Origin of the sequence: Actinosynnema sp. NPDC050801, assembly GCF_040673975.1 — a bacterium.
Classification (GTDB): Bacteria; Actinomycetota; Actinomycetes; order Mycobacteriales; family Pseudonocardiaceae; genus Actinosynnema.
This window is the reverse complement of sequence record NZ_JBFAQZ010000011.1, coordinates 108,243-133,651: the sequence shown is the minus strand read 5'-3', so window position 1 is coordinate 133,651 and position 25,409 is coordinate 108,243. Positions and strand designations below refer to the sequence as shown.

General features: G+C 71.2%; 29 protein-coding genes and 1 pseudogene. 20 read left to right on the top strand and 10 right to left on the bottom strand.

Annotated features, from left to right (window positions below):
* The first annotated feature begins 52 nt into the window (after window positions 1-52).
* The 10 genes from AB0K14_RS24350 (at window position 53) to AB0K14_RS24305 (ending at window position 8,487) form a co-directional block, all read left to right on the top strand.
* On the top strand, window positions 53-580 hold the full coding sequence (locus AB0K14_RS24350; protein WP_360453773.1) for a general stress protein: 528 nt from the start codon (window positions 53-55) through the stop codon (window positions 578-580).
* Window positions 581-751: 171 nt separating this feature from the next.
* Window positions 752-2,008, top strand: a complete 1,257-nt coding sequence (locus tag AB0K14_RS24345) for an ABC transporter substrate-binding protein (RefSeq protein ID WP_360453776.1) — start codon at window positions 752-754, stop codon at window positions 2,006-2,008.
* Window positions 2,005-2,955 carry a sugar ABC transporter permease gene (locus AB0K14_RS24340; RefSeq protein WP_360453779.1) on the top strand — a complete coding sequence of 317 codons (951 nt, stop codon included), beginning with the start codon at window positions 2,005-2,007 and terminating at the stop codon, window positions 2,953-2,955. Before AB0K14_RS24345 ends, AB0K14_RS24340 begins: the two co-directional genes overlap by 4 nt.
* Complete coding sequence (locus AB0K14_RS24335; RefSeq protein WP_360453782.1) at window positions 2,955-3,800, top strand: carbohydrate ABC transporter permease; 846 nt, start codon at window positions 2,955-2,957, stop codon at window positions 3,798-3,800. The genes AB0K14_RS24340 and AB0K14_RS24335 overlap by 1 nt, the downstream gene beginning before the upstream one ends.
* 4 nt (window positions 3,801-3,804) lie before the next feature.
* On the top strand, window positions 3,805-4,986 hold the full coding sequence (ugpC, locus tag AB0K14_RS24330; RefSeq protein ID WP_360453785.1) for a sn-glycerol-3-phosphate ABC transporter ATP-binding protein UgpC: 1,182 nt from the start codon (window positions 3,805-3,807) through the stop codon (window positions 4,984-4,986).
* A 276-nt stretch (window positions 4,987-5,262) separates the two neighbouring features.
* Window positions 5,263-6,150, top strand: coding sequence for an SDR family oxidoreductase (locus AB0K14_RS24325; RefSeq protein ID WP_360453788.1), 888 nt, complete (start codon window positions 5,263-5,265; stop codon window positions 6,148-6,150).
* 55 nt (window positions 6,151-6,205) lie between these two features.
* Window positions 6,206-6,793 (top strand): type IV toxin-antitoxin system AbiEi family antitoxin domain-containing protein, encoded by a 588-nt coding sequence (locus AB0K14_RS24320; RefSeq protein WP_360453790.1) that lies wholly within the window; start codon window positions 6,206-6,208, stop codon window positions 6,791-6,793.
* Window positions 6,790-7,221, top strand: a complete 432-nt coding sequence (locus tag AB0K14_RS24315; protein ID WP_360453793.1) for a nucleotidyl transferase AbiEii/AbiGii toxin family protein — start codon at window positions 6,790-6,792, stop codon at window positions 7,219-7,221. Before AB0K14_RS24320 ends, AB0K14_RS24315 begins: the two co-directional genes overlap by 4 nt.
* Window positions 7,222-7,225: 4 nt before the next feature.
* Window positions 7,226-7,438: a hypothetical protein gene (locus tag AB0K14_RS24310; RefSeq protein WP_360453795.1), complete on the top strand. Its 213-nt coding sequence runs from the start codon at window positions 7,226-7,228 to the stop codon at window positions 7,436-7,438.
* Window positions 7,439-7,515: 77 nt separating this feature from the next.
* The gene (locus AB0K14_RS24305) at window positions 7,516-8,487 is read left to right on the top strand and encodes a hypothetical protein (protein ID WP_360453797.1); all 972 of its coding nucleotides are present in this window, start codon (window positions 7,516-7,518) and stop codon (window positions 8,485-8,487) included.
* A 1-nt stretch (window position 8,488) separates the two neighbouring features.
* On the opposite strand, the gene AB0K14_RS24300 is transcribed toward AB0K14_RS24305, so the two are convergent.
* Together AB0K14_RS24300 and AB0K14_RS24295 are read right to left on the bottom strand one after the other, a co-directional pair.
* On the bottom strand, window positions 8,489-9,328 hold the full coding sequence (locus AB0K14_RS24300) for a chromosome partitioning protein ParB (protein WP_360453800.1): 840 nt from the start codon (window positions 9,326-9,328) through the stop codon (window positions 8,489-8,491).
* A 14-nt stretch (window positions 9,329-9,342) separates the two neighbouring features.
* Window positions 9,343-10,020, bottom strand: coding sequence for a metallophosphoesterase (locus AB0K14_RS24295; protein ID WP_360453802.1), 678 nt, complete (start codon window positions 10,018-10,020; stop codon window positions 9,343-9,345).
* 107 nt (window positions 10,021-10,127) lie between these two features.
* Here AB0K14_RS24295 and AB0K14_RS24290 point away from each other — a divergent pair, with 107 nt between their 5' ends.
* Window positions 10,128-11,213 carry a DUF2332 domain-containing protein gene (locus tag AB0K14_RS24290; protein WP_360453804.1) on the top strand — a complete coding sequence of 362 codons (1,086 nt, stop codon included), beginning with the start codon at window positions 10,128-10,130 and terminating at the stop codon, window positions 11,211-11,213.
* Between the two features lie 221 nt (window positions 11,214-11,434).
* Here AB0K14_RS24290 and corA read toward each other — a convergent pair whose 3' ends face one another.
* Window positions 11,435-12,511, bottom strand: a complete 1,077-nt coding sequence (gene corA, locus AB0K14_RS24285; RefSeq protein ID WP_360453806.1) for a magnesium/cobalt transporter CorA — start codon at window positions 12,509-12,511, stop codon at window positions 11,435-11,437.
* Window positions 12,512-12,809: 298 nt separating this feature from the next.
* Between corA and AB0K14_RS24280 the strand changes: the two genes are divergently transcribed.
* A complete protein-coding gene (locus AB0K14_RS24280; protein WP_360453808.1) occupies window positions 12,810-13,316 on the top strand; it encodes a MaoC family dehydratase in 507 nt (168 codons plus the stop codon).
* Between the two features lie 134 nt (window positions 13,317-13,450).
* Window positions 13,451-14,536 carry a DUF2332 domain-containing protein gene (locus AB0K14_RS24275; RefSeq protein ID WP_360453811.1) on the top strand — a complete coding sequence of 362 codons (1,086 nt, stop codon included), beginning with the start codon at window positions 13,451-13,453 and terminating at the stop codon, window positions 14,534-14,536.
* A gap of 60 nt (window positions 14,537-14,596) precedes the next feature.
* Here AB0K14_RS24275 and AB0K14_RS24270 read toward each other — a convergent pair whose 3' ends face one another.
* A complete protein-coding gene (locus AB0K14_RS24270; protein ID WP_364338761.1) occupies window positions 14,597-15,010 on the bottom strand; it encodes an NUDIX domain-containing protein in 414 nt (137 codons plus the stop codon).
* Window positions 15,011-15,153: 143 nt separating this feature from the next.
* On the opposite strand from AB0K14_RS24270, the gene AB0K14_RS24265 reads away from it, so the two are divergent.
* The 5 genes from AB0K14_RS24265 to AB0K14_RS24245 all read left to right on the top strand — a co-directional run bounded on the left by AB0K14_RS24265 (window position 15,154) and on the right by AB0K14_RS24245 (window position 18,299).
* Complete coding sequence (locus tag AB0K14_RS24265; protein WP_360453817.1) at window positions 15,154-15,312, top strand: hypothetical protein; 159 nt, start codon at window positions 15,154-15,156, stop codon at window positions 15,310-15,312.
* 38 nt (window positions 15,313-15,350) lie between these two features.
* Entirely contained in the window at window positions 15,351-15,911 is a 561-nt protein-coding gene (locus AB0K14_RS24260; RefSeq protein WP_360453820.1) for a PH domain-containing protein, read from the top strand.
* Between the two features lie 14 nt (window positions 15,912-15,925).
* On the top strand, window positions 15,926-16,783 hold the full coding sequence (locus AB0K14_RS24255; RefSeq protein WP_360453823.1) for a PHP domain-containing protein: 858 nt from the start codon (window positions 15,926-15,928) through the stop codon (window positions 16,781-16,783).
* A 363-nt stretch (window positions 16,784-17,146) separates the two neighbouring features.
* Window positions 17,147-17,986, top strand: coding sequence for a PD-(D/E)XK nuclease family protein (locus AB0K14_RS24250; RefSeq protein ID WP_360458840.1), 840 nt, complete (start codon window positions 17,147-17,149; stop codon window positions 17,984-17,986).
* Window positions 17,987-17,996: 10 nt separating this feature from the next.
* Window positions 17,997-18,299: a hypothetical protein gene (locus AB0K14_RS24245; protein WP_360458842.1), complete on the top strand. Its 303-nt coding sequence runs from the start codon at window positions 17,997-17,999 to the stop codon at window positions 18,297-18,299.
* A gap of 150 nt (window positions 18,300-18,449) precedes the next feature.
* On the opposite strand, the pseudogene AB0K14_RS24240 reads toward AB0K14_RS24245, so the two are convergent.
* The 4 genes and pseudogenes from AB0K14_RS24240 to AB0K14_RS24225 form a co-directional block, all read right to left on the bottom strand.
* Window positions 18,450-18,647 (bottom strand): annotated as a pseudogene (locus AB0K14_RS24240) (RICIN domain-containing protein); the annotation flags it as partial.
* 35 nt (window positions 18,648-18,682) lie between these two features.
* The gene (locus tag AB0K14_RS24235; protein ID WP_360458844.1) at window positions 18,683-19,555 is read right to left on the bottom strand and encodes an alpha/beta hydrolase; all 873 of its coding nucleotides are present in this window, start codon (window positions 19,553-19,555) and stop codon (window positions 18,683-18,685) included.
* A gap of 42 nt (window positions 19,556-19,597) precedes the next feature.
* On the bottom strand, window positions 19,598-20,953 hold the full coding sequence (locus tag AB0K14_RS24230) for a PQQ-binding-like beta-propeller repeat protein (protein ID WP_360458846.1): 1,356 nt from the start codon (window positions 20,951-20,953) through the stop codon (window positions 19,598-19,600).
* A 307-nt stretch (window positions 20,954-21,260) separates the two neighbouring features.
* On the bottom strand, window positions 21,261-22,919 hold the full coding sequence (locus tag AB0K14_RS24225) for a DEAD/DEAH box helicase (protein WP_360458848.1): 1,659 nt from the start codon (window positions 22,917-22,919) through the stop codon (window positions 21,261-21,263).
* A 354-nt stretch (window positions 22,920-23,273) separates the two neighbouring features.
* On the opposite strand from AB0K14_RS24225, the gene AB0K14_RS24220 reads away from it, so the two are divergent.
* Both AB0K14_RS24220 and AB0K14_RS24215 read left to right on the top strand, forming a co-directional pair.
* The gene (locus AB0K14_RS24220; protein WP_360458850.1) at window positions 23,274-23,972 is read left to right on the top strand and encodes a ferritin-like fold-containing protein; all 699 of its coding nucleotides are present in this window, start codon (window positions 23,274-23,276) and stop codon (window positions 23,970-23,972) included.
* Between the two features lie 40 nt (window positions 23,973-24,012).
* Window positions 24,013-24,243: a DUF3107 domain-containing protein gene (locus tag AB0K14_RS24215; RefSeq protein ID WP_360458852.1), complete on the top strand. Its 231-nt coding sequence runs from the start codon at window positions 24,013-24,015 to the stop codon at window positions 24,241-24,243.
* A 101-nt stretch (window positions 24,244-24,344) separates the two neighbouring features.
* Here the strand turns inward: AB0K14_RS24215 and AB0K14_RS24210 are convergent, their stop codons facing one another.
* Both AB0K14_RS24210 and AB0K14_RS24205 read right to left on the bottom strand, forming a co-directional pair.
* Window positions 24,345-24,647 carry a DUF4873 domain-containing protein gene (locus AB0K14_RS24210; RefSeq protein WP_360458854.1) on the bottom strand — a complete coding sequence of 101 codons (303 nt, stop codon included), beginning with the start codon at window positions 24,645-24,647 and terminating at the stop codon, window positions 24,345-24,347.
* Window positions 24,647-25,381: a TetR/AcrR family transcriptional regulator gene (locus AB0K14_RS24205; protein ID WP_360458856.1), complete on the bottom strand. Its 735-nt coding sequence runs from the start codon at window positions 25,379-25,381 to the stop codon at window positions 24,647-24,649. Before AB0K14_RS24205 ends, AB0K14_RS24210 begins: the two co-directional genes overlap by 1 nt.
* Window positions 25,382-25,409: the final 28 nt, after the last annotated feature.

The following is a 25,409-nucleotide window of genomic DNA, read 5'->3' as shown; positions in this document are numbered from 1 at the left end:
CCGTCTGGTGTTGGCAGGATGGGGAGATCAGCACCGCGAAGAGGTGGTCACCGTGACGAGTTCCTTCTCCGGCCAGAACCGACCCGGGGTGCCTCCCCGCCTGCCCACCCCACCCACCGGCTGGCCCATCGGCTCGTACGGCACCTACGAGGAGGCGCAGCGCGCGGTCGACTTCCTGGCCGACGACAACTTCCCCGTCCAAGAGGTCACCATCGTGGGCGTCGACCTGATGCTCGTCGAACGGGTCACCGGCCGGCTCACCTGGGGCCGGGTGCTCGGCACCGGCGCGGCGTCGGGCGCGTGGTTCGGCCTGTTCGTCGGCGTCCTGCTCAGCCTGTTCAACACCAGCCCCGGCGCGAGCCTCGGCCCGATCGTGGCGGGCCTGGTCGTCGGCGTCGCGTTCGGCCTGATCTTCGCCGCGGTCGGCTACGGCTCGGCGCGCGGCAAGCGCGACTTCCAGAGCGCGAGCCAGCTCGTCGCGGGCCGCTACGACGTGCTCTGCCAGCCACGTTCCGCCGAACGAGGGCGCGACCTGCTGGCGAAGCTGGCCATGCGCCCCTCCGACGCGGGCAAAGACTGAGGTTTACCCCGTCCCCGGAGCGGGTAACGCCGTTCCGGGCTCCGGTGGTTGCGGCACCTGATCATCGGGCCTACGTTCGTTCCACCGGTCGGCCCAGTCGACCGGTGGGGCACGACGAGGTGCCGGGCGCTGCGGTCTGGCTCCTCCGTTGTCGGGAAGGAGGCAGGACCGATGAGGGGCAAGGGTCATCGGTTGGCCGCCGCAGGGGGCGCCGCGCTGATCGCGACGTCCGTGCTGGCGGGCTGTGGTTCGGGTGACGGCGGGATCACCATCAACGTCTACAAGTACCCGCAGGAGAACTTCCAGAAGATCGTCGACAACTGCAACGCCCAGGCCGACGGCTACGAGATCGTCTACCACAAGCTGCCGCGCGAGGCGGACGGCCAGCGCGAGCAGATGGTCCGCAGGCTCGCCGCCGAGGACCCCGGCATGGACGTGCTGGCGCTCGACGTCACGTGGACCGCGGAGCTCGCCAAGGCGGGCTGGATCAAGGAGTTCACCGGCCAGGCCAAGGCGCTGGTCGAGGACGGCACGCTGGAGACACCGCTGGAGACCGCCCGGTACGAGGGCAAGCTGTACGGCGCTCCGGACAACACCAACGTCCAACTCCTCTGGTACCGCGCGGACCTGGTGCCGACGCCGCCGAAGACCTGGGACGAGATGATCCAGCTCGGCTCCCGGCTCCAAGGGGACGGCAACGACGACACCCCCGGCCTGGTGGCCGCCCAGGGCAAGCAGTACGAGGGCCTCGTGGTGCTCTACAACACCCTGGTCAACACCGCCGGCGGGCAGATCATCGACGACAGCGGCACGAAGGCCGTGGTGGACGACGGTGCGGTCAAGGCCCTTGAGGTGCTCAAGGAGTTCGCCACCTCCGACGTGGTCGACCCGTCGTTCTCCAACGCCGCCGAGGACGACGCCCGGCTGGCCATGGAGGGCGGCAAGGCGGCGTTCATGCTGAACTGGCCGTACGTCTACGCCGCCGCGCAGGCCGTGCCGGACATCGCGAAGAACCTCAAGTGGGCGCCCTACCCGTCGATCGACGGCGCGCCCGCCGAGGTCACCGTCGGCGGCATCAACTACGCGGTCAGCTCCTTCACCGAGCACGGCGAGGAGTCGTTCGACGCGGTGCAGTGCCTGCGGAGCGCGGAGAACCAGAAGTTCGCCGCCATCAACGACGGCGTGCCGCCGACCATCGAGTCCGTCTACGACGACCCGGAGATGGCCGAGCCGTACCCGATGAAGGAAGCGATCCTGGAGACGTTGAAGAACGCGAGCGCCCGCCCGCGGACCCCCGCGTACCAGAACGTCTCGACCGTCATCTCCACGATCCTGTCGCCCCCGGCGGGCATCGACCCGCAGCGCACGGCCGACCGGCTGCGCACCGAACTGCAGGACGCGCTCGACTCGAAGGGGGTTCTGCCGTGAGCCACGCGCTGGACGCCGACGCACCCGCCGAACCCAAGCTGTCGCCCAAGGCCAAGGCCGCGCTCAGCGAGGGCAAGAAGGCCGAACGCCGACTCGGCCTGATGCTGTGCGCGCCCGCGATCCTCATCATGGCCGCGGTCGCGGGTTGGCCGATCATCTACTCCCTCTGGCTGTCCCTGCAGCGGTACGACCTGAAGTTCCCGGACCGCACCGAGTTCGTCGGCCTGGAGAACTACGTCACCGTGCTGTCCAACCCCTACTGGTGGAACGCCATGTGGGTGACGGTGGTCATCACGGTGGTGTCCGTGGCGATCGAGCTGGTGCTGGGCATGGCGCTGGCGCTGATCATGCACCGCACCCTGGTCGGCCGGGGCATCGTGCGCACGTCCACGCTCATCCCGTACGGCATCGTCACCGTCGTCGCCGCGTTCTCCTGGCGCTACGCCTGGACGCCCGGCACCGGCTACCTGGCCGAGACGGTCGCGGGCGGCGACCCGGTGCTCACCGAGAAGATCCCGGCGATCATGGTGGTGACGCTGGCCGAGATCTGGAAGACCACGCCGTTCATGGCGCTGCTGCTGATGGCGGGCCTGGCGCTGGTGCCCGACGACCTGCTCAAGGCCGCCGCGATGGACGGCGCGAGCGCGTGGCAGCGGTTCACCAAGGTGATGGTGCCGGTGATGAAGCCCGCGATCCTGGTGGCGCTGCTGTTCCGCACCCTCGACGCGTTCCGCATCTTCGACAACCTGTTCGTGCTGACGGCCGGCTCGCAGGGCACCTCGTCGGTGTCGATGCTGACCTACAACAACCTGATCAAAGGCCTGAACCTGGGCATCGGCTCCACCATGTCGGTGCTCATCTTCATCGCGGTGGCGATCATCGCGTTCGTGTTCGTGAAGCTGTTCGGCACCGCCGCACCCGGCGGCGACGGCGGGGGGAGGCGCTGATGGCCGGCATCGGCGGGGCCGTGACCACGGGGCGCAAGGCGCGCTGGACCGTGCTCAACGTGCTGGTGGTGGCGTACGCGCTGTTCCCGGTGCTGTGGATCGTGTCGCTGTCGTTCAAGACCAAGGAGACCCTGGGCGACGGCAACTTCATCCCGCGCGCGTGGACGCTCGACAACTACGCGGCGATCTTCTCCACCACCGAGTTCGTCCGGGCGCTGGTGAACTCGATCGGCATCGCGCTGATCGCCACGGCCGTCGCGGTGGTGTTCGGCACGATGGCCGCCTACGCGATCGCCCGGCTCGACTTCCCCGGCAAGCGGCTGCTGGTCGGGGTGTCGCTGCTGATCGCGATGTTCCCGCAGATCTCGCTGGTGTCGCCGCTGTTCGAGATCGAGCGGACGCTGGGGCTGTTCGACACCTGGCCCGGCCTGATCCTGCCCTACATCACCTTCGCGCTGCCGCTGGCGATCTACACGCTGTCGGCGTTCTTCCGCGAGATCCCGTGGGAGCTGGAGAAGGCGGCGAAGATGGACGGCGCGACGCCCGGCCAGGCGTTCCGCCGGGTCATCGCGCCGCTGGCCGCGCCCGGCGTGTTCACCACCGCCATCCTGGTGTTCATCTTCTGCTGGAACGACTTCCTGTTCGCGATTTCGCTGACCTCCACCGAGAGCTCCCGCACGGTGCCGGTCGCGCTGTCGTTCTTCACCGGCAGCTCGCAGTTCGAGGACCCGACCGGGTCGATCGCCGCCGCCGCCGTGGTGATCACCATCCCGATCATCCTGTTCGTGTTGTTCTTCCAGCGTCGGATCGTCGCCGGGTTGACCTCCGGCGCCGTCAAGGGGTGAAGCAATGGCCGAGATCGTTCTGGACAGCGTGACCAAGCAGTACCCCGACGGCGCGGTGGCCGTGCGGGACGTGGACATCGAGATCGCCGACGGCGAGTTCATCATCCTGGTCGGCCCGTCCGGCTGCGGGAAGTCCACGACCCTCAACATGATCGCCGGCCTGGAGGACATCACCTCCGGCGAGCTGCGCATCGGCGGCGAGCGGGTCAACGAGCGCGCGCCCAAGGACCGCGACATCGCCATGGTGTTCCAGTCCTACGCGCTGTACCCGCACATGACCGTGAAGGAGAACATGGCCTTCCCGCTGCGGCTGGCCAAGGTGGACGACGCCACGGTGGAGAAGAAGGTCCGCGACGCGGCCGAGATCCTCGACCTCACCGGGCACCTGGACCGCAAGCCGTCCAACCTGTCCGGCGGGCAGCGGCAGCGGGTCGCGATGGGGCGGGCGATCGTCCGCAGCCCCAAGGCGTTCCTGATGGACGAGCCGCTGTCCAACCTCGACGCCAAGCTGCGCGTGCAGATGCGCACCTCGGTGTCGCGGCTGCAGAAGCAGCTCGGCACCACCACCGTGTACGTCACGCACGACCAGACCGAGGCGATGACCCTCGGCGACCGGGTGGTGGTGATGCGCGGCGGCGCGGTGCAGCAGGTCGGCGCGCCGCAGTTCCTCTACGACAACCCGGCCAACCTGTTCGTCGCCGGGTTCATCGGCTCGCCCGCGATGAACTTCGTGCCGGCCGCGTTGGAGGACGGCGTGCTGCGCTCGGCGTTGGGCGACGTGCCGCTGACCGACCGGGTGCGCGGGCTGGTGGAGGGCGCCGACGCACCCCGTGAAGTGATCATGGGGTTGCGGCCCGAGCACTTCGAGGACGCCCGACTGGTGGACGAGGCCGTTCGCTCGAAGGGGGTCACGTTCACCAACCACGTCGACGTGCTGGAGTCGATGGGCTCGGACAAGTTCGCCTACTTCAGCCTCCAGGGCGAACAGGCGACCTCGGCCGAGCTGGCCGAGCTGGCCGCCGACGCGGGCTCGGCCGACGTGCCGGGCGGCGGTGTGTCGCTGGTCGCCCGGATCGCCGCCACGTCCACCGCGGTCGAGGGCGAGCCGGCCGAGATCTGGTTCGACGCCGACCAGGTGCAGCTGTTCGACCCGGCCAACGGCCGCAACCTCACCTACCGCGGCTGAGCGCCCCACGGGAGGCCGCCCCCGCGCGCCGGGGGCGGCCTTTCACGTTTTCACCCGAGCCCAACGGAGGTTTTCCGGAGGTCACGGGGAGTTGCCGACCAGTGGAGACCATCGGCAGGGACGAACTCCGTAGGCCATTCAGCGCAGCAAACGCACACCTCGTCGCAATTGTCCCGCCGCCTCTGTTGCCGATCCCCACCCTGGTCGAAGGCGGGAACGACTCCGGCCGGGAGCGCCGGGGCAGGGGAGACCGCCGAGCACAGAGAAGAGCGCGAGATGGGGATTCTTGACGGAAAAGCAGTCGTGATCACCGGGGCGGGACGAGGTCTTGGCGAGGCCTACGCGATGCACGCCGCACAGGCCGGCGCCGCGGTAGTCGTCAACGACGTGGACGCTGACCAGGCAGAACAGGTCGCCGAGCGCATCCGGGCGTACGGCGGGCGCGCGGTGGCGAGCACCCACACGGTCGCCGATCCCAGCGAGGCCGAGAAGATCGTGGGAATGTGCCAGACGGAGTTCGGCCGGGTCGACGGCCTGGTCAACAACGCCGGGCTGAACTACGAGGTGCTGCCGTGGGACGACGAACCGGAATCGATCCGGCGGATCGTCGAGGTCAACCTCCTGGGGGTCATCTACACCGGGATGGCCGCGATGCGGGCGATGCGCGAGCAAGGCTCCGGCTCGATCGTGAACATTTCGTCGGGAGCGTTTCTGGGCCAGCGCAAACTGGCCGCCTACTCGGCCACGAAAGGCGCCGTGGCCTCGCTCAGCTCGTCGTGGGCGCTGGACCTGGAAGGGGACAACATCCGGGTCAACGCCGTCTGCCCGGTCGCGCACACCCGGATGGTGTGGAAGTCGGAGCGGTCGTTGCGCGCCATCCCGGCCGACCGCACCCCCGGCAAGGTCGCGCCGCTCGTGCTGTTCCTGCTCAGCGACGCGGCGGACGGCATCACCGGGCAGATCGTCCGGTGCAACGGCCGGCAGCTGCACCTGGTCGGCCACCCGTACTTCAAGCAGCCGATCCTGGAGAGCGACACGTGGGATACCGCCTCGGTGAAGCGGGCGTTCGACGGCGTCCTCCAAGCCCACCTGGAACCGTTCGGCCTGGAGAAGCGCATGCCACCGCGCCTGCGTGACCTGGTCGAACCCGGCCGCACGGCCTGAGTGCCCATGGACAAGAGTGTTGCAGGGAAGCCTCGACCCTGTGACACTTTTGTCCATGACCAGGCTGGACGCCCTGCCGTCCACGTTCACCACCGGCACGGCGTTGCACCTCGGCCTGCACCGCAGGGACCTCTACCGCCTGCGGGACGAGGGTGAGCTGCGAGAGCTGTCGAGGGGGGTGTTCCGCAAGGCCGAGGCGCCCGAGCCCACCTTCCCGGACCTGCTCGCCGTGGCGCTGCGGGCACCGGACTCCATCGTCTGCTGCGTGTCGTCCGCGGCGGTGCACGACCTGACCGACGAAATACCGATCGCGGTGCAGGTCGCCGTTCCCCACCACCGACGGCCGCCGTGCATCGCGTACCCGCCCACGCAGGTGTTCCGCTTCGCGGAGGAGACCTTCGAGTTGGGGCTCACGCGCCTGGAGGCGGCGCCGGGCGAACTCGTGCGCATCTACACGGAGGAGAGGACTGTGGTGGATCTGATGAGACTGCGGCACCGGCTGGGGGAGGCGACCGCGTACGTGGCTCTGCGCCGCTACCTCGGACGGCGCTCCGCCCGGCCGGGGCAGCTGCTGGAGTCGGCGCGCCGGTTGGGGGTGTCGGGGCCGATGCGGGCCGCGGTAGACGTGGTGATCTCCGAATGAGCCGTCCTACGAGGGAGAGCCCCGGCGGGCGTGCTTACCTGGACCTGCAGAACCGGGCACGCCGGGAAGGGCGGGGCACCGAGGAACTGCTCGTGCTGTACGTCCTCGAACGGTGGCTCGCCCGGCTCGCCGACTCACCCCACGCGGCGAAGTTCGTGCTGAAGGGAGGCATGTTGTTGGCGGCCCTCGGTGCCCGCCGACCGACCTCCGACGCCGACCTGCTCGCCCGGCACCTCGCCAACGACGAGACGAGCGTGATGCGGTTCGTGACCGAGGTGGCCTGTGGGACGGCGGACCCCGACGACGGGGTCGAGTTCTTGGTCGACACGGTCGCGTCGCAGTCGATCCGGGATGACGCGCTGTACGCCGGAGTCCGGGTCACGATGAATTGTCGAGTGGGCAGGGCACAGGTGAAGCTTCGACCGTAGTGCGGTGCGGGCGGCGTTGCGGGCGACGACCGCGCACCGGGGTGTGGAACTCCGGCGACTCTCCGAGGTGGTCGGGAGGTTGGCGGAGCAGCGCGAGAAGGCGTATCGGGCGTTCAAGCAGCGACTGGGCGGTGACGGTGACCGGTTGCCTCCGACGTTCGCCGAAGTGGTCGCGGTCGTCGTCGAGTTCGCCGACTCGCTGGTCGCCGACAGTTGACCGGCGCGGACCTTGCGTAGTCACCACTCCTTCGGGTGATCGCCTGATGGGTGGTCCTTCCTGCGACGATGCTGGACGTGGGCACGCGCACCCCTCGGGTCACGGACTGGCGGCTGGTGGTCCAGTCGCGGCTGGACCGCGTGCGCGCCGACCTCGCCGCGCTCGGTCCGCCCGATCCGCTCGACCAGGAGAGCCAGCAGTGGCGGGCGGTGGCCGAGCAGGAGGCGGCCGTGGTCGAGGACATGATCACGCGCACCGAGTCGCGGTGGCGGACGGTGGCGTCGTGGTGGTCCGGCTGGCACATCGAGCGGGCCTGGCGGTCGTTGCACGAGGCCGAGATCGCGGTCGTGGCGGCCGGCAACGGGTTCCTCGGGCGGCTGCCCGGACTCAAGGCCAGGGTCGCCGAGAACCTGGACGAGGACGACCCGCGGCGGGTCGCGCTGGAGGAGATGCGGCCGGGCGAGTTCCCGCTCGCGGTGGAGCGGGAGATCGTGGTGGACGCGCTGCGGGCCGCGTTCGACGCCTCCGACTTCGCCCATGCCGGGTCACGGGCGCTGCGCAACAAGCTGATCGCCACCTCGGTCGTGCTGTTCGCGGTCAACACCGTGCTCGGCGTCGTCGGCCTGCTCGAACCCGGGCTGGTCCCGATGTGCGTGAGCGCGGAGAAGCTGCCGACGGTGTGCCCGTCGGGCAAGACCGCGGCGAGCACGGACGTGTGGCTGATCCAGGTGTTCGGCGCGTTCGGCGCGGTGCTGTCCGCCGTCGTGCTGCTCCTGCGCCGCCGCCCCAGCCTCTCCCCGTACGTGATGGTCGGCTACCAGGCCATGATCAAGGTGCTGCTGGGCGCGGCGCTGGCGGTGGTCGGCATCCTCGCCCTCGGCGCCGGCGTGACGACCGGCCTGATCGGCGTGGCGTCCCAGGCGGCCCTGCTGCTGTGGGCCGTGATCCTCGGCTACGGCCAGCAGGTCGCGACCCGGCTGCTGGACACCTACACGGACCGGGTGATGGACCGGGCCCGCCCGCTGCCGAAGCTGGAGGAGCAGCGGTAGCTCACCGGCGCGAGCGCAGCGTGGCGATGACGTCCTGGTCCCACCGGTGCGTGCGGATCAGCCGGTACCGCTCGGCCGCCACCCACACGTAGGCCTCGGTCTCGGTGCGGTCGCCGACCAGGTCGGCCTGCCGCAGCATCCCCACCACCGGCTGGTACTCCTCGGCGTACCAGCGCCGCGCGACCGTCGCCCGGTCCAGGAACACGCCCTCGTCCTGCATCAGCCGGAAACCCCACGCCTCCACGTGCTCGCCCAGCTCGGCGTACTCCCACGGGTCCGACAGCAGCACCGCCGCCCGCGCCTGCCCGCCCAACGGCACCCGCTCCAGGAACAGCCGCCGGTAGTCCTTCACGATCAGGTCGCCGCGGTGCCGGATGCCGTGCGCCGCGATCCGCGTCACGACCTCCGTCACGTACGCGTCGATCACCTTCAGGCCCAACGCGTGCGCCACCGACACCCGGTGGTGCCCGTCCTGGACGAAGTGCAGGTCACCGACCCGGTACACCTCGATCGGCGGCACCGCCTCGCCCCGCCGCTGCGCCAGCGCCAACCGCTGCCACCGCTCGCGCACCCGTGCCGACGTGGGCCGGAACCGCCGGTCGAAGTCGCGGGTCCGGTCCACGCTGCCGACGATCGAGTCCAACCGGACCACCTGCAACCCCAGCCGCCGCTCGCTGAGCATCCCCAGCGACTCCACCACCTCGTGGAACGGCAGCATGATGTTCACGTCGTCGGGCTCGCGGCGCAGCCACGCGGCCAACCGCGACATCACCTGGCGGCGGCGGGCGCGCAGGAAGTCGTTCTCCGCGTCGGCCCGCGGGAAACCGGTGTCACGTGGCACGTCACTCCTCCTCGTCAGGGCAATCGTCCCCGGGGCGACCCGGACGGGATGTCCAGCACCTTGTGACCCACCACGTTCACCACCCGCGTCCCGTCGAGGTCCCGGTCCGGCTTCACCTCGCCGTGCGGGTGGATGTGCCCGTGCAGCATGATCGGTGGCCGCAACCGCCGCACGGCCTCGTGCAGGCACGCGAACCCGCGGTGCGGCGGGTCCGGCTCGTCGCCGCAGCCCGCCGGCGGCGAGTGGGTGAGCAGCACGTCCACCCCGCGCCCGTCGCGCAGCCGCCGCCACCGGGCGGCCCGCAGCACCCGCCGCAGCCGCCGCGCCTGCCCGCGCTCGGTCCACTGGTTCGGCCCGCCGCTGTAGCGGATCGACCCGCCGAGACCGGCGATCCGCAGGCCGGCCACGTCCACGACCCGTTCGTCGGCGTTCACGGCGCCCGCCGGTCCCGGCCAGCGCGTCGGGATGCCCGCCTTGGTCCACAGGCCGCGCACGTTCGAGTAGCCGGTCAGGTCGGCGTCGTGGTTGCCCGGCACGAACACGCACGGCCGGTCCAACGCGCCCGCCAGGTACTCCAGGTAGTCGAACGGCAGGTCACCGGCCGCGACGACCAGGTCGACGTCGAGCGCGCGGACCCGGTCGGTCCACAGCCGCTCGACGACCTCGTCCGCCACCGCGAGCACCTTCGGCACCCACCGAGCCTAAGCGTTGCCGCCGCCGGTGACACCTCGTCGGTGAAAGGGTGAAAACCACGGTCCTCCTACTGCCGCACAAGGGAAATCGGGTTAGCGTCACGGGTGTGCTCGCCGAGTTGTTCCTCGACGCGTCCCGCGCCTGCCAAGTGCACAGCCCGCTCACCCACACCCTGCTGGTGTCGGCGGCGGACGACTTGGCGCGCGGTGGCGTCACCGCGCGGGTGATGGCGGGCGCCGAGTGCGACCGGCAGGGCGCCGTGCCCGGCCTGCGGTTCGCGGGCGCCGTGCACCGGCTCGTGCTGGAGGGGCGCGCGCCGGCGCTGGCCAAGCACTACCCGACCGCGGGCGGCAAACCCGACCTGGACACCCTCTGGGACGACGCGCTGCCCGTGCTGCACGAGCTCGCCGACGAGCTGCACGCCCTGGTCACGTCCACGGTCGTGCAGACCAACGAGCCGGGCCGCAGCGCGCCGCTGTTCGGCGGCCTGCAGACCGCCACCCACCTGGCCGCGGCCGAGGTCGGCCGCCGGGCCACGTTCCCGATCCGCCTGCTGGAGGTCGGCGCGTCCGGCGGCCTGAACCTGCGCCCGCACCACATCGCCTACCGGGTCGACGGCACGACGTTCGGCGACCCGGGCAGCCCGTTCACCCTCGACCCCCGGTGGTCGGGCCGGCCGCCGGTCGACTTCGGCCACAACCTGCGCCTGGTCCGGCGCGCGGGCTGCGACCTCAACCCCGTCGACGTGTCCACAGAGGACGGGCGGCTGCACCTGTCGTCGTTCGTGTGGGGCGACCAGGTGGACCGCTTCGAACGCCTCCAGGCCGCCGTCGAGCTGGCCAGGATCGACCCGGTCCCGGTGCGGCCCGCCACCGGCCCCGAGTGGCTGGCCGAGCAGCTCGCACGGCCGGAGCGCGACGTGCTGACCGTGGTCTGGCACTCGGTGGTCTGGCAGTACGCGTCACCGGCCGACCGCGCCATGGGCCGCGCGATCCTCGCCGACGCCGCCGCCCGGGCCACCCCGATGGCGCCGCTGGCGCTGCTGGTCTACGAGCCCAGGCGCACGCACACGGCGGGCACCTACGAGTTCCGGCTGCTGCTGAAGCTGTGGCCGGCCGGCATCTCGCTGCGCCTGGGCACGGGCGTGGGCCACGGCATCCCGTTCACCTGGGACACCGCGCCCTGGAACTGACGTTCCCGCGCCCGCCGCCCTCGCACCGCCCCGCGAGGTCGCGTCGACCGAGCCGCCGTCTGCGGAGCAGCGGCCGACGACTCAGCTGCCGTTGGCGATCAGCAGGGTCACGGTGGCGAGCCAGCCGATCAGGAACGTGAGGACCCAGAACCGCAGGTTGGTGAGCATTCTGGTCATGGTCGGACCATCCCGTCGCACGAAGGGGTAAGGGGGAAGGGCTGCTACAGCCACTGGTTGCGACGGAATATTCGGTACAGCGTCAGGCAGACCACGAGGATCACGGCGATCACCATGGGGTAGCCGTACTTCCAGTGCGTCTCCGGCATGAAGTCGAAGTTCATGCCGTACACGCCGACCACCATGGTCGGCACGGAGATGATCGCCACCCACGCGGCGAGCTTGCGCATGTCCGAGTTCTGCTGGAGCGTGATCTTCGCCAGCACCGCGTTGACCAGCGTGGTCAGCAGCTCGTCGAAGTTGATCACGCGCTCGGACACCTCGGTGAGGTGGTCGTCGACGTCGCGGAAGTACGAGCGCACCTGCTCGGGGATCAGCGGGGTGTAGCCCTCCGCCAACCGCCGCAGCGGCACGGCCAGCGGCATCACCGCCCGGCGCAGCTCCAGCACCTCGCGCTTCATCAGGTAGATCTGGTCGGCGCTGACCCGGCTGCGCGGCTGGAAGACCAGCGCCTCCATCTGGTCGATGTCGTCCTCGATGTGGTCGGTCACGTCGAGGTAGTTGTCGACCACGTGGTCGGCGATGGCGTACAGCACCGCGGCCGGACCGTGGCGCAGCCGGTCGGGCTCCTCCTCCAGCTCGCGCCGCACCGCGGCCAAGCCCGAGTGGTTGCCGTGCCGGACCGTCACCACGAAGTCCCGGCCGAGGAACACCATGACCTCGCCGCTCTCGACGATCTCATTGGCCGTGTCGGGCGAGGAGTTCTGGATGTACCGGACGGTCTTGAGGACCATGAACAGCATGTTGTCGTAGCGTTCGAGCTTGGGCCGCTGGTGCGCGTGCACGGCGTCCTCGACGGCCAGCTCGTGCAGCCCGAACGTGTCCGCGACGCCCTGGATCTGCTGCTCGTCCGGCTCGTGCAGCCCGATCCAGACGAAACCGTCACCGCGCTTGCGCACCTCCTCGACCGCGTCGGTGTGCGACCAGCGGCCCGGCAGGCGCGTGCCGTCGACGTAGACGCCGCAGTCCACGACGTAGTGCGACAGCGGCACGGGGATGGGCACGGAGGGGCGCTCGGGCGCGCGGCCTCTCAGACCGCCGAGCGAGGGCAAGCTGGGCACGGGTCCTCCAGGTGGGGGAGCGTCGACTCGACGAACGACGACGGCACGTCCCGACCGGTACCGCTGGGCCTAGCTGTGGAAAGCCGGCTCCCCGATGAGGACGCGCGAGGTACTCGCAGGATGGGGGTCGTTACTCATCGGTAGTCCTCACCTCCTCGGGTCGGCCGTCCGCGGCGGTGTAGTCGCTCACAGACCAGTTGCCGAGGGTACTCCCCCGGTGCTCACACTGTCCCCCCGGTCGGTGTGGTCCTCGATCACACCGACCCGATCACCAGTTGCCGGCCAACGGAGGCGTGCGGTGCAGTTCGGGCGTTACTACGAGGAGTTCGAGGTCGGCGCGGTCTACAAGCACTGGCCCGGGAAGACGGTCACCGAGTACGACGACCACCTGTTCTGCCTGCTCACCATGAACCACCACCCGCTGCACATGGACGCGCACTACGCGGCGGAGACCACCGACTTCGGCAAGAACGTGGTGGTCGGGAACTACGTCTACTCGCTGCTGCTGGGCATGTCGGTGCCCGACGTGTCGGGCAAGGCCATCGCCAACCTGGAGGTGGAGTCGCTCAAGCACGTGAAGCCCACCTTCCACGGCGACACCATCTACGGTGAGACCGAGGTGCTGGACAAGACGCCGTCGAAGTCCAAGGACGACCGCGGCGTGGTCCACGTCGAGACGCGCGGGTACAAACAGGATGGAACGGTCGTCTGCGTGTTCCGCCGGAAGGTCATGGTGCCCAAGCGCTCCTACGGCGAGGCACGCGGCGGCGAGCAGCCGGGCAGGCCCGTGCCCTCGGCCGGCTGAGCCGGTGGTTGGGCACGAGTCGGCTGAGCCGGTGGTTGGGCACGAGTCGGCTGAGCCGGTGGTTGGGCACGAGTCGGCTGAGCCGGTGGTCGGGCACGAGCCGGCTGGGGCAGGGATCAACACAGAGGAGTGACGTGACCTCGCTGGATCTGGTGCGGCAACGACTGGCCCGGTTCGCCCGGAGCGAGGCCCACGGCGTCTCGCCGCTCTACGAGCACCTGGCCACGCACGCCGCGGACGATCCGGAGGTCGCCGGGCTGCTGACCGCCGCCCCGGAGCGGTTCGCGTACCCGACCCTGCTCCTGGCGGCGGCGCACCGGCTCGTGCAGGCCGAGCCGTACCACGCGCTGTCCAACTTCTACCCGTCGTTGGGCGGCACCTACGGCGCGGACGAGAGCACGTGGCCGCTGTTCCGGCAGTTCGTGCTGGACCGGGCCGACCGGATGCGCGAGCTGATCTCCCGCCGCACCGTGCAGACCAACGAGGTGCGCCGGGCCACGCTGCTGTACCCGGCGCTGGCGCGGGTCAAGGGACCGGTCGGGCTGCTGGAGGTCGGCTGCTCGGCCGGTCTGCTGCTCGGGCTGGACCAGTACGGCTACCGCTACCAGACCCAGCAGGCCGGGCAGCTGGTCGCCGGACCGACCAAGGCGGCGCTCGGGCTGCACTGCGCGTTGGAGCTGGCACCCGGCGCGGAGCTGCCGAAGATCCCCAAAGCGGTGAAGGTCGCGGCCAAGGTGGGCCTGGACCGGGCGCCCGCCGACCTGACCGACGAGGACACCTACGCGTGGCTCGAAGCGTGCGTGTGGGCCGATCAGCCGGAGCGCTTGCGGCTGTTCGGCGTGGCCGCGACCGTGCAGCGCAAGTCGCCGCCGGAGTTCGTGGTCGGCGACGCGGTGGCCGACCTGGGCAAGGCCGCCGCCCGCGTGCCCGACGACCTGCCGCTGGTGGTCCTGACCAGCAACGTCCTGCCGTACCTGGCGGGGGAGGAGTTCGTCCGCGCGCTGCGCGACCTCGGCCGGCCGCTGTGGTGGCTGAGCCACGAGAGCTACGCGGCGGGGCTGGTCCACGTGCTGCCGGGGCGTGACGACCTGCGGCCCGGACCGGACGAGTCGGTGTTCGGCGTGGTCGGCTTGGTCCGGGTCGAGGACGCCGAGGTGCGGTCGGCGCAGGCGCTGGCCAGGACCGCGCCGCACGGGCAACGGCTGATCTGGCTCCCGTGACGGCGGCCGGTCGGTTTCCGTGACGACGGCGGTCCGGCTCCCCTGATCGGGCGAAGTCGATCAGCCGCGGGGGAGCTGCCCCCACCCCTCCAGGGTGTGGTGCAGCATCTCGGTCAGTGGGAGTGTGGCCAAGATCGCAGCATCGGCCCAACACGCGTCCGAAGCGTCGTCCCCCGGTCGGAGCACCCCCGATCGCACCTGGCAGACGTAGTCGTGGATCTCGAACACGCCCCGTGGCGCCGGACGGGTGACGATCCCGATCAACGGCCCGACGGTCACGGAGAGTCCCGTTTCTTCGAGCAATTCCCGCATAATTGCGGTCTCGTCGGATTCGCCGGATTCCACTCGACCACCCGGTAACGACCACAGTCCCTCACCTGGGGGATTGCGCCTGCGGACGAGTAGTAGTCGCCCGTTCGAGTCATGGACGATGCCGCCGACACAGCGGATCCGGAGGTCACGTTCGGCCGTCACGATCACCTAGCGTAGTCACACCGGGTTGGCGGTGCAGACCGCTGACCCAAGTGCGGTACAAATCTCCCGACGTGTCGCGGAGTGCGGTACAACGGTTTTCACTGGCGCCAAACGGGTGCGGGTAGCGAACGGGGTTGATCACCGTGAATCTGAAGAAGATTCTCACTTTCGCCGGGGTCGGCTTGGTCCTGTTCTTCCTCATCGCGGAGCCTCAGCAGGCGGCTCAGCTGGTGCAGAACATCCTGGGCACGCTCCGGACAGCCGCTGAGGCGCTCATCACCTTCGTGAAACAATTGTTCTGAGTCGCCCGACTCCTCCCCCACGGCGAGAGGTCGAAGGCATGTTCGCACCACGGGACCCCGACGAGTACCTCCTGCCCACGGAGCGTCGGGTCATCCGGGTCCGCAGGCACTGGAGCAGCCTCCTCTGGGACCTCCTGGAGGCGGCGGCGCTGCTGGCCGGCGCCATGATGATCTCCTACCTGCTGCCCGACAACGCCGGCATCATCCAGAACATCCTCTGGTACGCCTCGCTGTTCGTGCTGCTCAGGCTGGCCTACTTCGTCATGGAGTGGTGGGTGGAGCGGATCGTCGTCACCGACAAGAGGTTCATGATCTCCTCGGGGGTCTTCGAGACCAAGGTCGCCATGATGCCGATCAGCAAGGTCACCGACCTCACCTACGAGCGCTCGGTGCTCGGGCGCATGTTCGGCTTCGGCACCCTGGTCGTGGAGTCGGCGGGTCAGATCCAGGCCCTCAACCGGATCGAGTACCTGCCCAACCCCGAGGAGGTCTACGACGCCATCTCGGAGTTGACCTTCGGTGACAAGAAGGCCCAGGCGGAGCGCTTCTCGATGATCAAGGCGCAACGGGCGGCGCGCGGCAAGAAGATGGTGCCGTAGTTCAGACTGGTCGGGTGCGCATCGACCTGCACACCCACTCGACCGAGTCCGACGGCACCGACACGCCCGCGGAGCTGGTGGCGGCCGCGGCCGCCGCCGGCTTGAACGCGGTCGCGCTCACCGACCACGACACCGCCGCCGGCTGGGTGGAGGCGGCCAACGCGCTGCCACCCGGCCTGAGGCTGGTGCGCGGCGCGGAGCTGTCCTGCGCCTCCGACGACGGCCGGGGCCGGGTCATCACCGTCCACCTGCTCGCCTACCTGTACGACCACACCTCCACCGCGTTGGTCGAGGAGCAGCTCCGGCTGCGCCTGGAACGACGGCACCGGCTGCGCCGGATGGCCGAGCGGATGGTGGAGGACGGTTTTCCCATCGACCCGGACGAGCTGATGGCGGCCATGCCGGCCGACGCGCCCGCCGGGCGTCCGCACCTCGCCATGGCGCTGATCCGGGCGGGCGTGGTGGCCACCGTGGACGAGGCGTTCGCCAGGTACCTCACCGGCGGCCGCTACTACGTGCCGCGCACCGACACGCCCGTGGCGCGCGCGATCGAGATGATCACCGAGGCCGGCGGTGTGACGGTGCTGGCACACCCCTTCGCCGTCTCGCGCGGCCCGATCGTGACCGACCAGGTGGTCGCCGACCTGGCGGCGCTCGGCCTGGCCGGCGTCGAGGTCGACCACCCCGACCACGACCCGTCGACGCGGGTGCGGCTGCGCGGCCTGGCGGGGGAGCTGGGCCTGCTGACCACCGGTTCCAGCGACTACCACGGCACGAACAAGACCGTGCGGCTCGGCGCGGAGACCACGTCGCCGGAGGTCTTGGACGCCCTGGCCGACCGGGCCACCGGCTGCAAGATCATCGTCGGCTAACGGTGTTGATGGCCGCTGCTCCGCAGACGGCGGCGAGGTCGCCTGGAAGTCGACCGCTCGCGCCTGATCTTCCGACGATCGAAAAGCGTGATCGTCGGAAGATGAGCCACGAACGATCGACGCGACCTCGCGGCGCGGTGGCCGGAAGCGGCGCTCACCTACTCCACCCGTCCCGCTCACCTACCCCACCCACCTGCACTTCCGCGAGATCGCGTCGGTCGTTCGCGTCCTCATTCCCCGGCGATCACGCTCTTCGATCGTCGGGGAATCAGAGCGCGAACGACCGACTTCCCGGCGATCTCGCCGCCGTCTGCGGAGCAGCGGCCATCAACCCTGTCGGACCGTCTCGGTAGCGTTGCGAGCGTGCAGGAACAGTTGGGGTTCGACTTCGGCGCGATGCCGCAGAAGCTGGTGCGGGTGACGCCGGCGAAGCTCGCCACGTGGGCGGACTGCCCGCGTCGGTTCCGCATGGCCTACCTCGACCGGCCGTCGCCGCCGCGCGGTGGGGCGTGGGCGCACAACACCCTGGGCGCGGTGGTGCACAACGCGTTGAAGGCCCTGTTCGACCTGCCCTCGCAGCGCCGCAGCCCCGAGCAGGCGGTGGCGTTGCTGCACCGGCAGTGGAAGAACGACGGCTTCCGCGACGCGGAGCAGGCGGCCGTGTACCGGGACCGCGCGGTCGGGTGGGTGCGCGACTACGTCACCGAGCTGGACACGTCGATCGAACCGGTCGGCATCGAGCGCTGGGTGTCCACGCCCACGTCGAAGATCGTCGCCGAGGGCCGGGTCGACCGGATCGACCTGCGCGACGGCGAACTGGTGATCGTCGACTACAAGACCGGGCGGCACGCGCTGACCGTGGACGACGCGCGGGGCTCGCAGGCGTTGGCCCTGTACGCGCTGGCCGCGCGGCGGACGTTGCGCAAGCCCTGCCACCGGGTCGAGCTGCACCACCTGCCGACGGGCACGGTGTCGGTGTGGGAGCACACCGAGGAGAGCCTGGGACGGCACGTCTCGCGGGCCGAGGAGGCGGCGGACGAGCTGCGGCTGGCCACCGACACCCTGGCCGCGGGCGGCGACCCGGAGATCCTCTTCCCGCCGCGCACCGGCAATCAGTGCACGTGGTGCGACTTCCGCCGTTCCTGCCCCGAGGGGCAGCGGGCGGCGCCGACGCTCGACCCGTGGGCGTTGCTCGCGCCGTAGAGTTGGCCGCGTGACGATGGTGGACAGCGGACCCGAACCACGCCTGGCCAGGCTGTGGCGAGGCGTCAGCGGCGCACTCGCCGTCGGCTTGGTGCTGTTGGCGTTGGCGATGATCGGCGTGCAGGTCTACGCGGGCACCCGCGGCCTGCCCGGCCCTGGGCTGGGCGTGGTGGCGGGGCACGTCGCGGCGGCCGTGGCCGCGGCGGTGGCCCAGGTCGTCGCCGACCGCCGCCGCGGCTGGCTGGTGGCGGTGTGCGGCCTGCTGGTGGTGCTGGTGGCGGCGTTGACGATGTGGTTCTACTGGTGGGCGTGACCTCGGGCTGAGCGGGCACGTCGGTCGGGGGCGTCCGGCGACGTGCCCGCGTCCGGTCAGCCGCGCACGTGCCAGCGCTGGTCGGCCCGCTCGGGGATCGCACGCGGTGAGCAGCAGTGGCCGCACCGAGCCGTCGTGCGTGACGCAGGTGCCGACGTCCATGTTCCGGATCATCCAGGGTCCGCCCTCCTCGCCCCGCCACCGCTGGGCGGGCGAGCCGTCGCACGGCCTGCCGACGACCTCGTCGTCCTGCGCGGTCGCGCACAGCCCTTCCCGCTGCTCCCTGATCGTGCCGTCGTAGCCGAGCTCCCACCGCTGGTTCGCCCCGCCGTGGGAGGGGTAGGCGATGGTCGGGTAGCCGGACCGTGGCCCCCACGAAGGGGTCAGGAGAGCCAGGCGCGCCAGGTCGGCAGGAGCGTGGCCAGCAGGGCGTCCGGGGCCTCGGTGTTCGGGTTGTGCATGACGCCGGGCAGCACGGCGAAGTCGGCGTCGAGGCGCTCGGCCATGTCCCGCTGGCTCGCCGCCGACCACGCGTCGTCCAGCGCGCCGCACACCACCAGGCACGGGATCCCCGTCGAGCGCGCGACGCGGGCCAGCTTGGCGACCAGGTCCGGCTCGGTGCGCAGCGCCTCGCCCATGCCCAGCAGCCCGGCGGGCGACGAGCGGACGAACCGCTCGTGGTAGAAGTCCTTCAGCTCCTGCGGGACCAGCCGCCAGCGCGGGTCGAGCGCGTGACGGGTCTCGTGCACCTGCACGGCCGCCTCGATGCCCTGTTCGCGGAGCACGACCTCGCCGTAGTCCAGGGCGGTGCGGCGCTCGCCAGGTGGCAGTTCGGACGGGCCGGACGACATCAGCGTCAACCCGGCCACGGGCGCGCCCGCCAGCACCGCGCCGCGTGCCACCAGGCCGCCGAACGAGTGACCCAGCAGCAGCACGCGCCTGCCCTCGGCGGCCAGCTTCGCGGCTAGTTCGGCCACCGCCGCGCCCAGCACCTCCGGCCGGTAGTCGGACTCCACCACCGGTCCGGGCGACTCGTGCTGGCCGGGCAGGTCGATCGCCACGACCTCGACGCCCGCCTCGGCGATCGGGTCGACCAGCGGCGCGAAGTCCTCTTTGGACCCGGTGAAGCCGGGGACCAGCAGCGCGGTGGCGCCCAGGTCGTGGCCCGCGGCGGGCGCGTGCAGGGCCGCGATCGAGCCGTACCTGCCGGGCAGGTCCACGCGTTGCGCCCGGTGCGGGCTGAACTGCGAGTGCACGTCTGGCAGTCTGCCGCACCGGCCGCCCGGGCGCGTGGCGCGTTACCGCAGTGCGACGAGGGTGGTGCCGCGCTGCTCCAGCACGACCGGGCCCTCGGTGGCCATCTCGATCGGGCCGGCGTGGTCGCCGCGGTCGACGGGGACCGAGGCCACTTCCTCGCCGGTGACCTGGTCGAGCACCTTCAACCCGTCCTCCACCGGCACCAACAGCCGCCCGGCGAGCGTGGTGCCCGCGCCGAGGGTGTCGTGCGCGGTCCACAGCGGGGTCAGGTCGGTCAGTGACAGCGCCACCGTCTTCGACCCGGTGAACCAGTAGGTGTTCGCGGTGCTGGTGAACGTCGACGCCACCCGACCGGGGGGATCGCCCGCGAGTTCCTCGGCGGTGACGTCGACCGCGTGGGTGCCGACCGCGCTGCCGGTCTCGGAGTCGAACACCACGATCCGGCCCGGCACGGCCACCGCGACCCGGTTCCCGGTCACCGCGATCACCCGGGCGCCGGTCTCGCCGGTCACCGCGGTCGTGATGACCTGCGGCTCGTCGGACTTCTCCGGGTTCGGCTTGAGCACGGTGAGCCGGTCGGACGGGTCCAGGGCGGGGCAGCGCTCGATCAGCGCGACCTTGCCGCCGGTGACCGCGAACGAGCCGTAGGTGCACCCGGTGCGCGGCTGCTTGTTCGGGTTCACGATGGCGCGCAGCGCGCCGTACTCCATCGAGCGGACCAGGTCGTCGCGGCGGTAGACCTCGACGAACGTCTCGCCGGTGGTCAGCACGTGCGAGCCCTCGTTGAGCAGGCGGGTGCCGAGTTCGGCGTCACCGTTGCGCTGCGGGCCGCGCTTGCCGGAACCGACCTCCAGGGTGGTCACCTCGGAGCAGTTGGTCTCCTTGCGGTGCACCGCGAAGACCCGGCCCCAGGCCGTGGTGACGGTGCACAGCGGCCAGTCGCGGGCGTAGCGCCAGCGGACGTCGCCGGTCAGCGCGTCGCGGCCGACGACCTCGCCGCCGTCGCCGGTGACCACGACGGAGTCCAGGTTCACCGGCGCCGGGGTCGCGTCGCTGGGCGCGCGCCAGATCTCCGACAGCGTCGGCGGCAGCGCGGTGACCGGCTGGAGCGGGGTGATCTCGGACGGGCCGGTCTGGCTGACGGTGTTGCGGGCGTCGCTGGTGATCCACAGGACGAGGCTCGCCACCAGCACGCCGACCACGACCAGGGCCAGGCCGATGAAGTCGCCCCTGGTGCGCCAGGACCTGGCCGGCAGCGGCTCGAACGTGTCGTCCTCGTGCGGCTCGTCGTGCGGCTCGGTGCGCTGCTCGACCTGGGGCTCTTCGGGCTCGGCCAGGACGTCCTCGTCGTCCAGCACGACCTGCCCGTTCGACTCCGCCTGCTCCGGCTGGCCCACTGCCCGGCTCCCGATGGTCGGTGATCTGTCGCGTTCGGTCTGGCGACATGCTGCCACCACCGGGAAGAGGTCGGTGTGAGGCGGCGGCACGTTCCGTCCCGCGCGGCCCGTCCGTGCGGCGTTCCGGCGAGGGGTCTCGCCGGGAGCACCGGGGTGGTTCGGGCCGCCTCGTCGTCAACCGAGGTGCGGTAACGGTGTTTCCGTACATGTCCGGGTCGTGATCACCCGGTTGGGCGGCCGTCGGGCCGGGCAGCGCTCAGACCCGCGCTGCCCACCACGATCATGCCCTACTCGGCCTGCCCTGCTCCTACTCGGCGGACGCGGGTGCGGACTCGCCCTCGCCGCCCGTGCGACGACGCCTGCGCCTGCGCGGCCGCTCGCCCTCCGCGGCCGGTGCGGCGGACGACTCCGCCGCCGGCGCGCCCGCGGTGACCTCGGCACCCGCCTCGGCCGCGGTGCCGTTCTCGCCCGGCGTCACACCGGCGCGGCTGCGGCGACGACGGCGCGGTCGCGTGCCGCCCTCCTCGCCCGACCCGGAGCCGGTGGTGCTGCCACCGCCGGCGGTGGTCGAACCGGTCTCGGCGGCCGGTGCCGCCTCACCGCCCGCGCGGCCCGTGCGGCGGCGCTTGCGCGTCTTCTTCTCGCCCTTGAGGTTCTCCTCGGGCTCGGCGTCCAGACCGGCGCGCGTGCGCAGGCCCATCGGCAGCCGACCGGTCGAACCCGCCGGGATGTCCAGCTCGGCGAACAGGTGGTCGGACGTCGAGTACGTCTCCACCGGCTCCGGCTTGCCCAGGTTGAGCGCGTCGCTGATCGTCTTCCACCGGGGCATCTCGTCCCAGTCGACCAGCGTGACCGCGACACCCGTGCGGCCCGCGCGACCGGTGCGGCCGATGCGGTGCACGTAGGTCTTCTCGTCCTCGGGGCACTGGTAGTTGATGACGTGCGTGACGCCCTCGACGTCGATGCCGCGGGCCGCCACGTCGGTGGCCACCAGCACGTCGATCTTGCCCGAGCGGAACGCCCGCAGCGCCTGCTCGCGCGCGCCCTGGCCGAGGTCGCCGTGCACGGCCGCCGCGGCGAAACCGCGCTCGACCAGCTCGTCGGCCACCTTCTGGGCGGTGCGCTTGGTGCGGGTGAAGACCATGGACAGGCCGCGCTCGCGGGCCTGCAACGCCCGCGCCAGCAGCTCCGACTTGTCAAGCGCGTGCGCCCGGTAGACGAACTGCTCGGTGCGCTCGTGGATCGCGCCCGCGTCGTTCTCCTCGGCCCGCACGTGCGTGGGCTGGTTGAGGAACGTGCGGGCCAGCGTGATGATCGGCCCCGGCATGGTCGCCGAGAACAGCATGGTCTGCCGCTCGTCGGGCACCATGCGCAGGATCCGCTCGATGTCGGGCAGGAAGCCCAGGTCGAGCATCTCGTCGGCCTCGTCCAGCACCAGGCCGCGCACCTTGCCCAGCACCAGGTGGCGCTGCTCGGCCAGGTCGAGCAACCGGCCGGGCGTGCCGACGACCACGTCGACGCCCTTGCGCAGCGCCGCGATCTGCGGCTCGTACGGCCGGCCGCCGTAGATGGCCAGCACGCGCACGTTGAGGTGCTTCGCCGCGTCGGTCAGGTCGTGGGTGACCTGGAGGCACAGCTCACGCGTCGGCACGACGACCAGCGCCTGCGGCGTGCCGTCACCGGGGGTGACGATGCGCTGGAGCAGCGGGATGCCGAAGCCCAGCGTCTTGCCGGTGCCGGTGCGCGCCTGGCCGATGACGTCGTCGCCGGCCAGGGCCAGCGGCAGCGTCAGCTCCTGGATGGCGAAGGTGCGGTGGATGCCCGCCTCGGCCAGGGAGCGCACGATCTCCTCGCGCACGCCCAGCTCGCCGAACGTGGGCGAATCGGGTTTGACCGGGGCGTCGGCCACGAGCGGGTGCGAGGTGTCGTCTTCCGGGACACCCGCCTCGCTGTGCTCCAAGGCCACCGGGTCGATATGGGTCTCTTCGTTCGTCGCGGTCAGGGTGATCGCCTCTCTCGTACCAGCGCGCCACGGCCTGTACGGGCCGCTCGACCGCGTCACCGCCACTGGGGGCCACCGCAAGGGGCCGGGCGGGTCGCGGGAGGGCCAGCGAGGTGTGTGCGCGCACCCTCTCCTGGCGGCACGGTGCCGCCGCAGTTCAGCCTTCGGCACCGCTGCGAGCCCCCACTGGGCCGCGCCGCGCCGGGCGTCATCTGTCGAGTCTACCCGCCGACTAGGCCGATCGGGCTGGATCACGGCGTCGAGTGCGGTTTCGCGTGCCTGGGGTGTTGTCAAGGACACCCGACTAGGCTCGCCGGTATGAACGACCCGGGAGTGGACGCAGCGGTGGGCCAGGCGGTCGCGGTGGGTGAACAGGACCAGGTGGCCGAGGGTGTCGTGGACCTGCTCGGCGCGCTCGCGTACGGCGAGCTGTCGGCGTTCGACCGGCTCGCCGAGGACGCCCGGACCGCGCCCACGCTGTCCGGGCGGGCCGCGCTGTCGCAGATGGCGGCGGCCGAGATCGGCCACTACGCGCTGCTGGAGCGGTACCTGGCCGAGCGCGGTCACTCGCTGGAGGAGGCCATGCGGCCCTTCGTCTCGGGCTTCGACGGCTTCCACGCCTCCACCGCGCCCCGCTCGTGGCTGGAGTCGCTGGTGAAGGCCTACGTCGGGGACGCCCTGGCGGCCGACTTCTACCGCGAGGTCGCCGAGTGGCTGGACGAGCCGACCAAGCAGGTCGTGCTCGCGGTGCTGGCCGACACGGGCCACTCGGCGTTCGCCGAGCGCGAAGTCCGGGCCGCCTGCGACCACGACCCGACGCTGCGCGACCGGCTCACGTTGTGGGGCCGCCGGCTGCTCGGCGAGGCATTGACGCAGGCCCAGTACGTGGTGGCGGAGCGCGACGGGCTCGCCGAGCTGATCGTGCGCGGCTCGGGCGACCTGGCGGGCATCGCGGCGCTGTTCCGCCGCCTCCAGCAGAGCCACACGCGGCGCATGACGGCGCTCGGGCTCGGCTAGGGTTGGTCTTCGAAGCCATCAAAGCGGCACGGAGGTCAGCGTGGAGGTCAGGGTCGGGATCGCGGACAGCCCGCGGGAGCTCGTGGTGTCCAGCGGGCTCACCCCCGAAGAGGTCGAGGCGCAGGTAGCGGACGCGCTGAAGACGGGCACCGGGCAGCTCGTGCTGGTCGACCAGAAGGGCGCCCGCTACTTGGTGCCCGCGGCGCGCATCGCGTACGTCGAGATCGGTCCGAGCGACACCCGCCGGGTCGGTTTCGTCTCCGGCGACTGAGCGGCCGTCCGGCGGCTCACCGCCCGGCCACGCCGAGACCGGGTGACGGGACATCAGAAGGGGCACCCGATCGGGTGCCCCTTCCGCGTTCCTCGCCCTGATCACCCCACCGTGAACGGCGGGGTGGAGATCCCCGCGACCCGGTAGCGGCGCCAGGGGTCGGGGTCGGTCAGCGACCCGGTCGCCGAGCCGTCGGGCGTGCGCAGCAGCGCGGTCCGCGCACCGCCCTCCACCAGCTCGGTGACCTGCTCGTTCGCGCCGACCCGGCCGTACCAGTGGTAGCGGCCGTCGATGGGCTGGAAGTAGCCGCGCAGCTCCACGCTCACCGGCACCTCCCGCTCGTCGAACACCAGCACGGCCGCGCCGGTGTAGCCCTCTTCGTCGTGCTCGTGCTCCTCGGACATCACGCCTCCTCGACGTCGACGACCCGCAAGCGGGGGCCGTCCTGCGGGTCGTCTGCGGGGAAACCGGTGGTCAGCGGCGCGTCCGGGTCGAGTTCCACGCCCGCGGAGCGGAGCAGGCCGTCGATGGCGTGCCAGATGATCGTGGTCAGGTAGTCGCTCAGGCTCGCGCGGGTCATGGACTGGCGGTCCAGCCACCAGTCGCCCGCGTTCTGCACCATGCCGACCAGCGCGTGCGCCCACGGCTCGGCGCCGCCGGAGTCCATGTCGAAGGCGCGCAGGTAGTCGCCGAGCAGCCGGGCCAGGGCCGCGGCGATCATCTGCTTGTCCTCGTTGACGACGTCCTGCTCGACCGGGCGGTCGGTGAACGACTTGCGCACCACGAACCGGTACAGGTTGGGGTGCTCCTCGATCACCGACAGGTACGCGTCGACGATGCGCTTGATGCGGGGGCGGATCGGACCGTCGTGCTCGATCGCCGGACCCATCTTGTCCATCAGCATCTCGGTGCCGCGCCGGCCGACGGCCAGGTACAGGTCGGACTTGTCGGCGAAGTGCCGGTAGAGCACGGGCTTGCTCACGCCCGCCTCGGCGGCGATCTCGTCCATGCCGACGTCCGGGCCGTGCTTGGCGACGGCGCGGATGGTCGCCTCGACGAACTCCGCGCGTCGCGCCTCGCGGTGTCCCTTCCACCGCTCGCGGCGTGCGTCCGTCCCGCCCTTGACAGTTCGAGCCATGTGACGCACGCTACCAGAAGTAACCGTT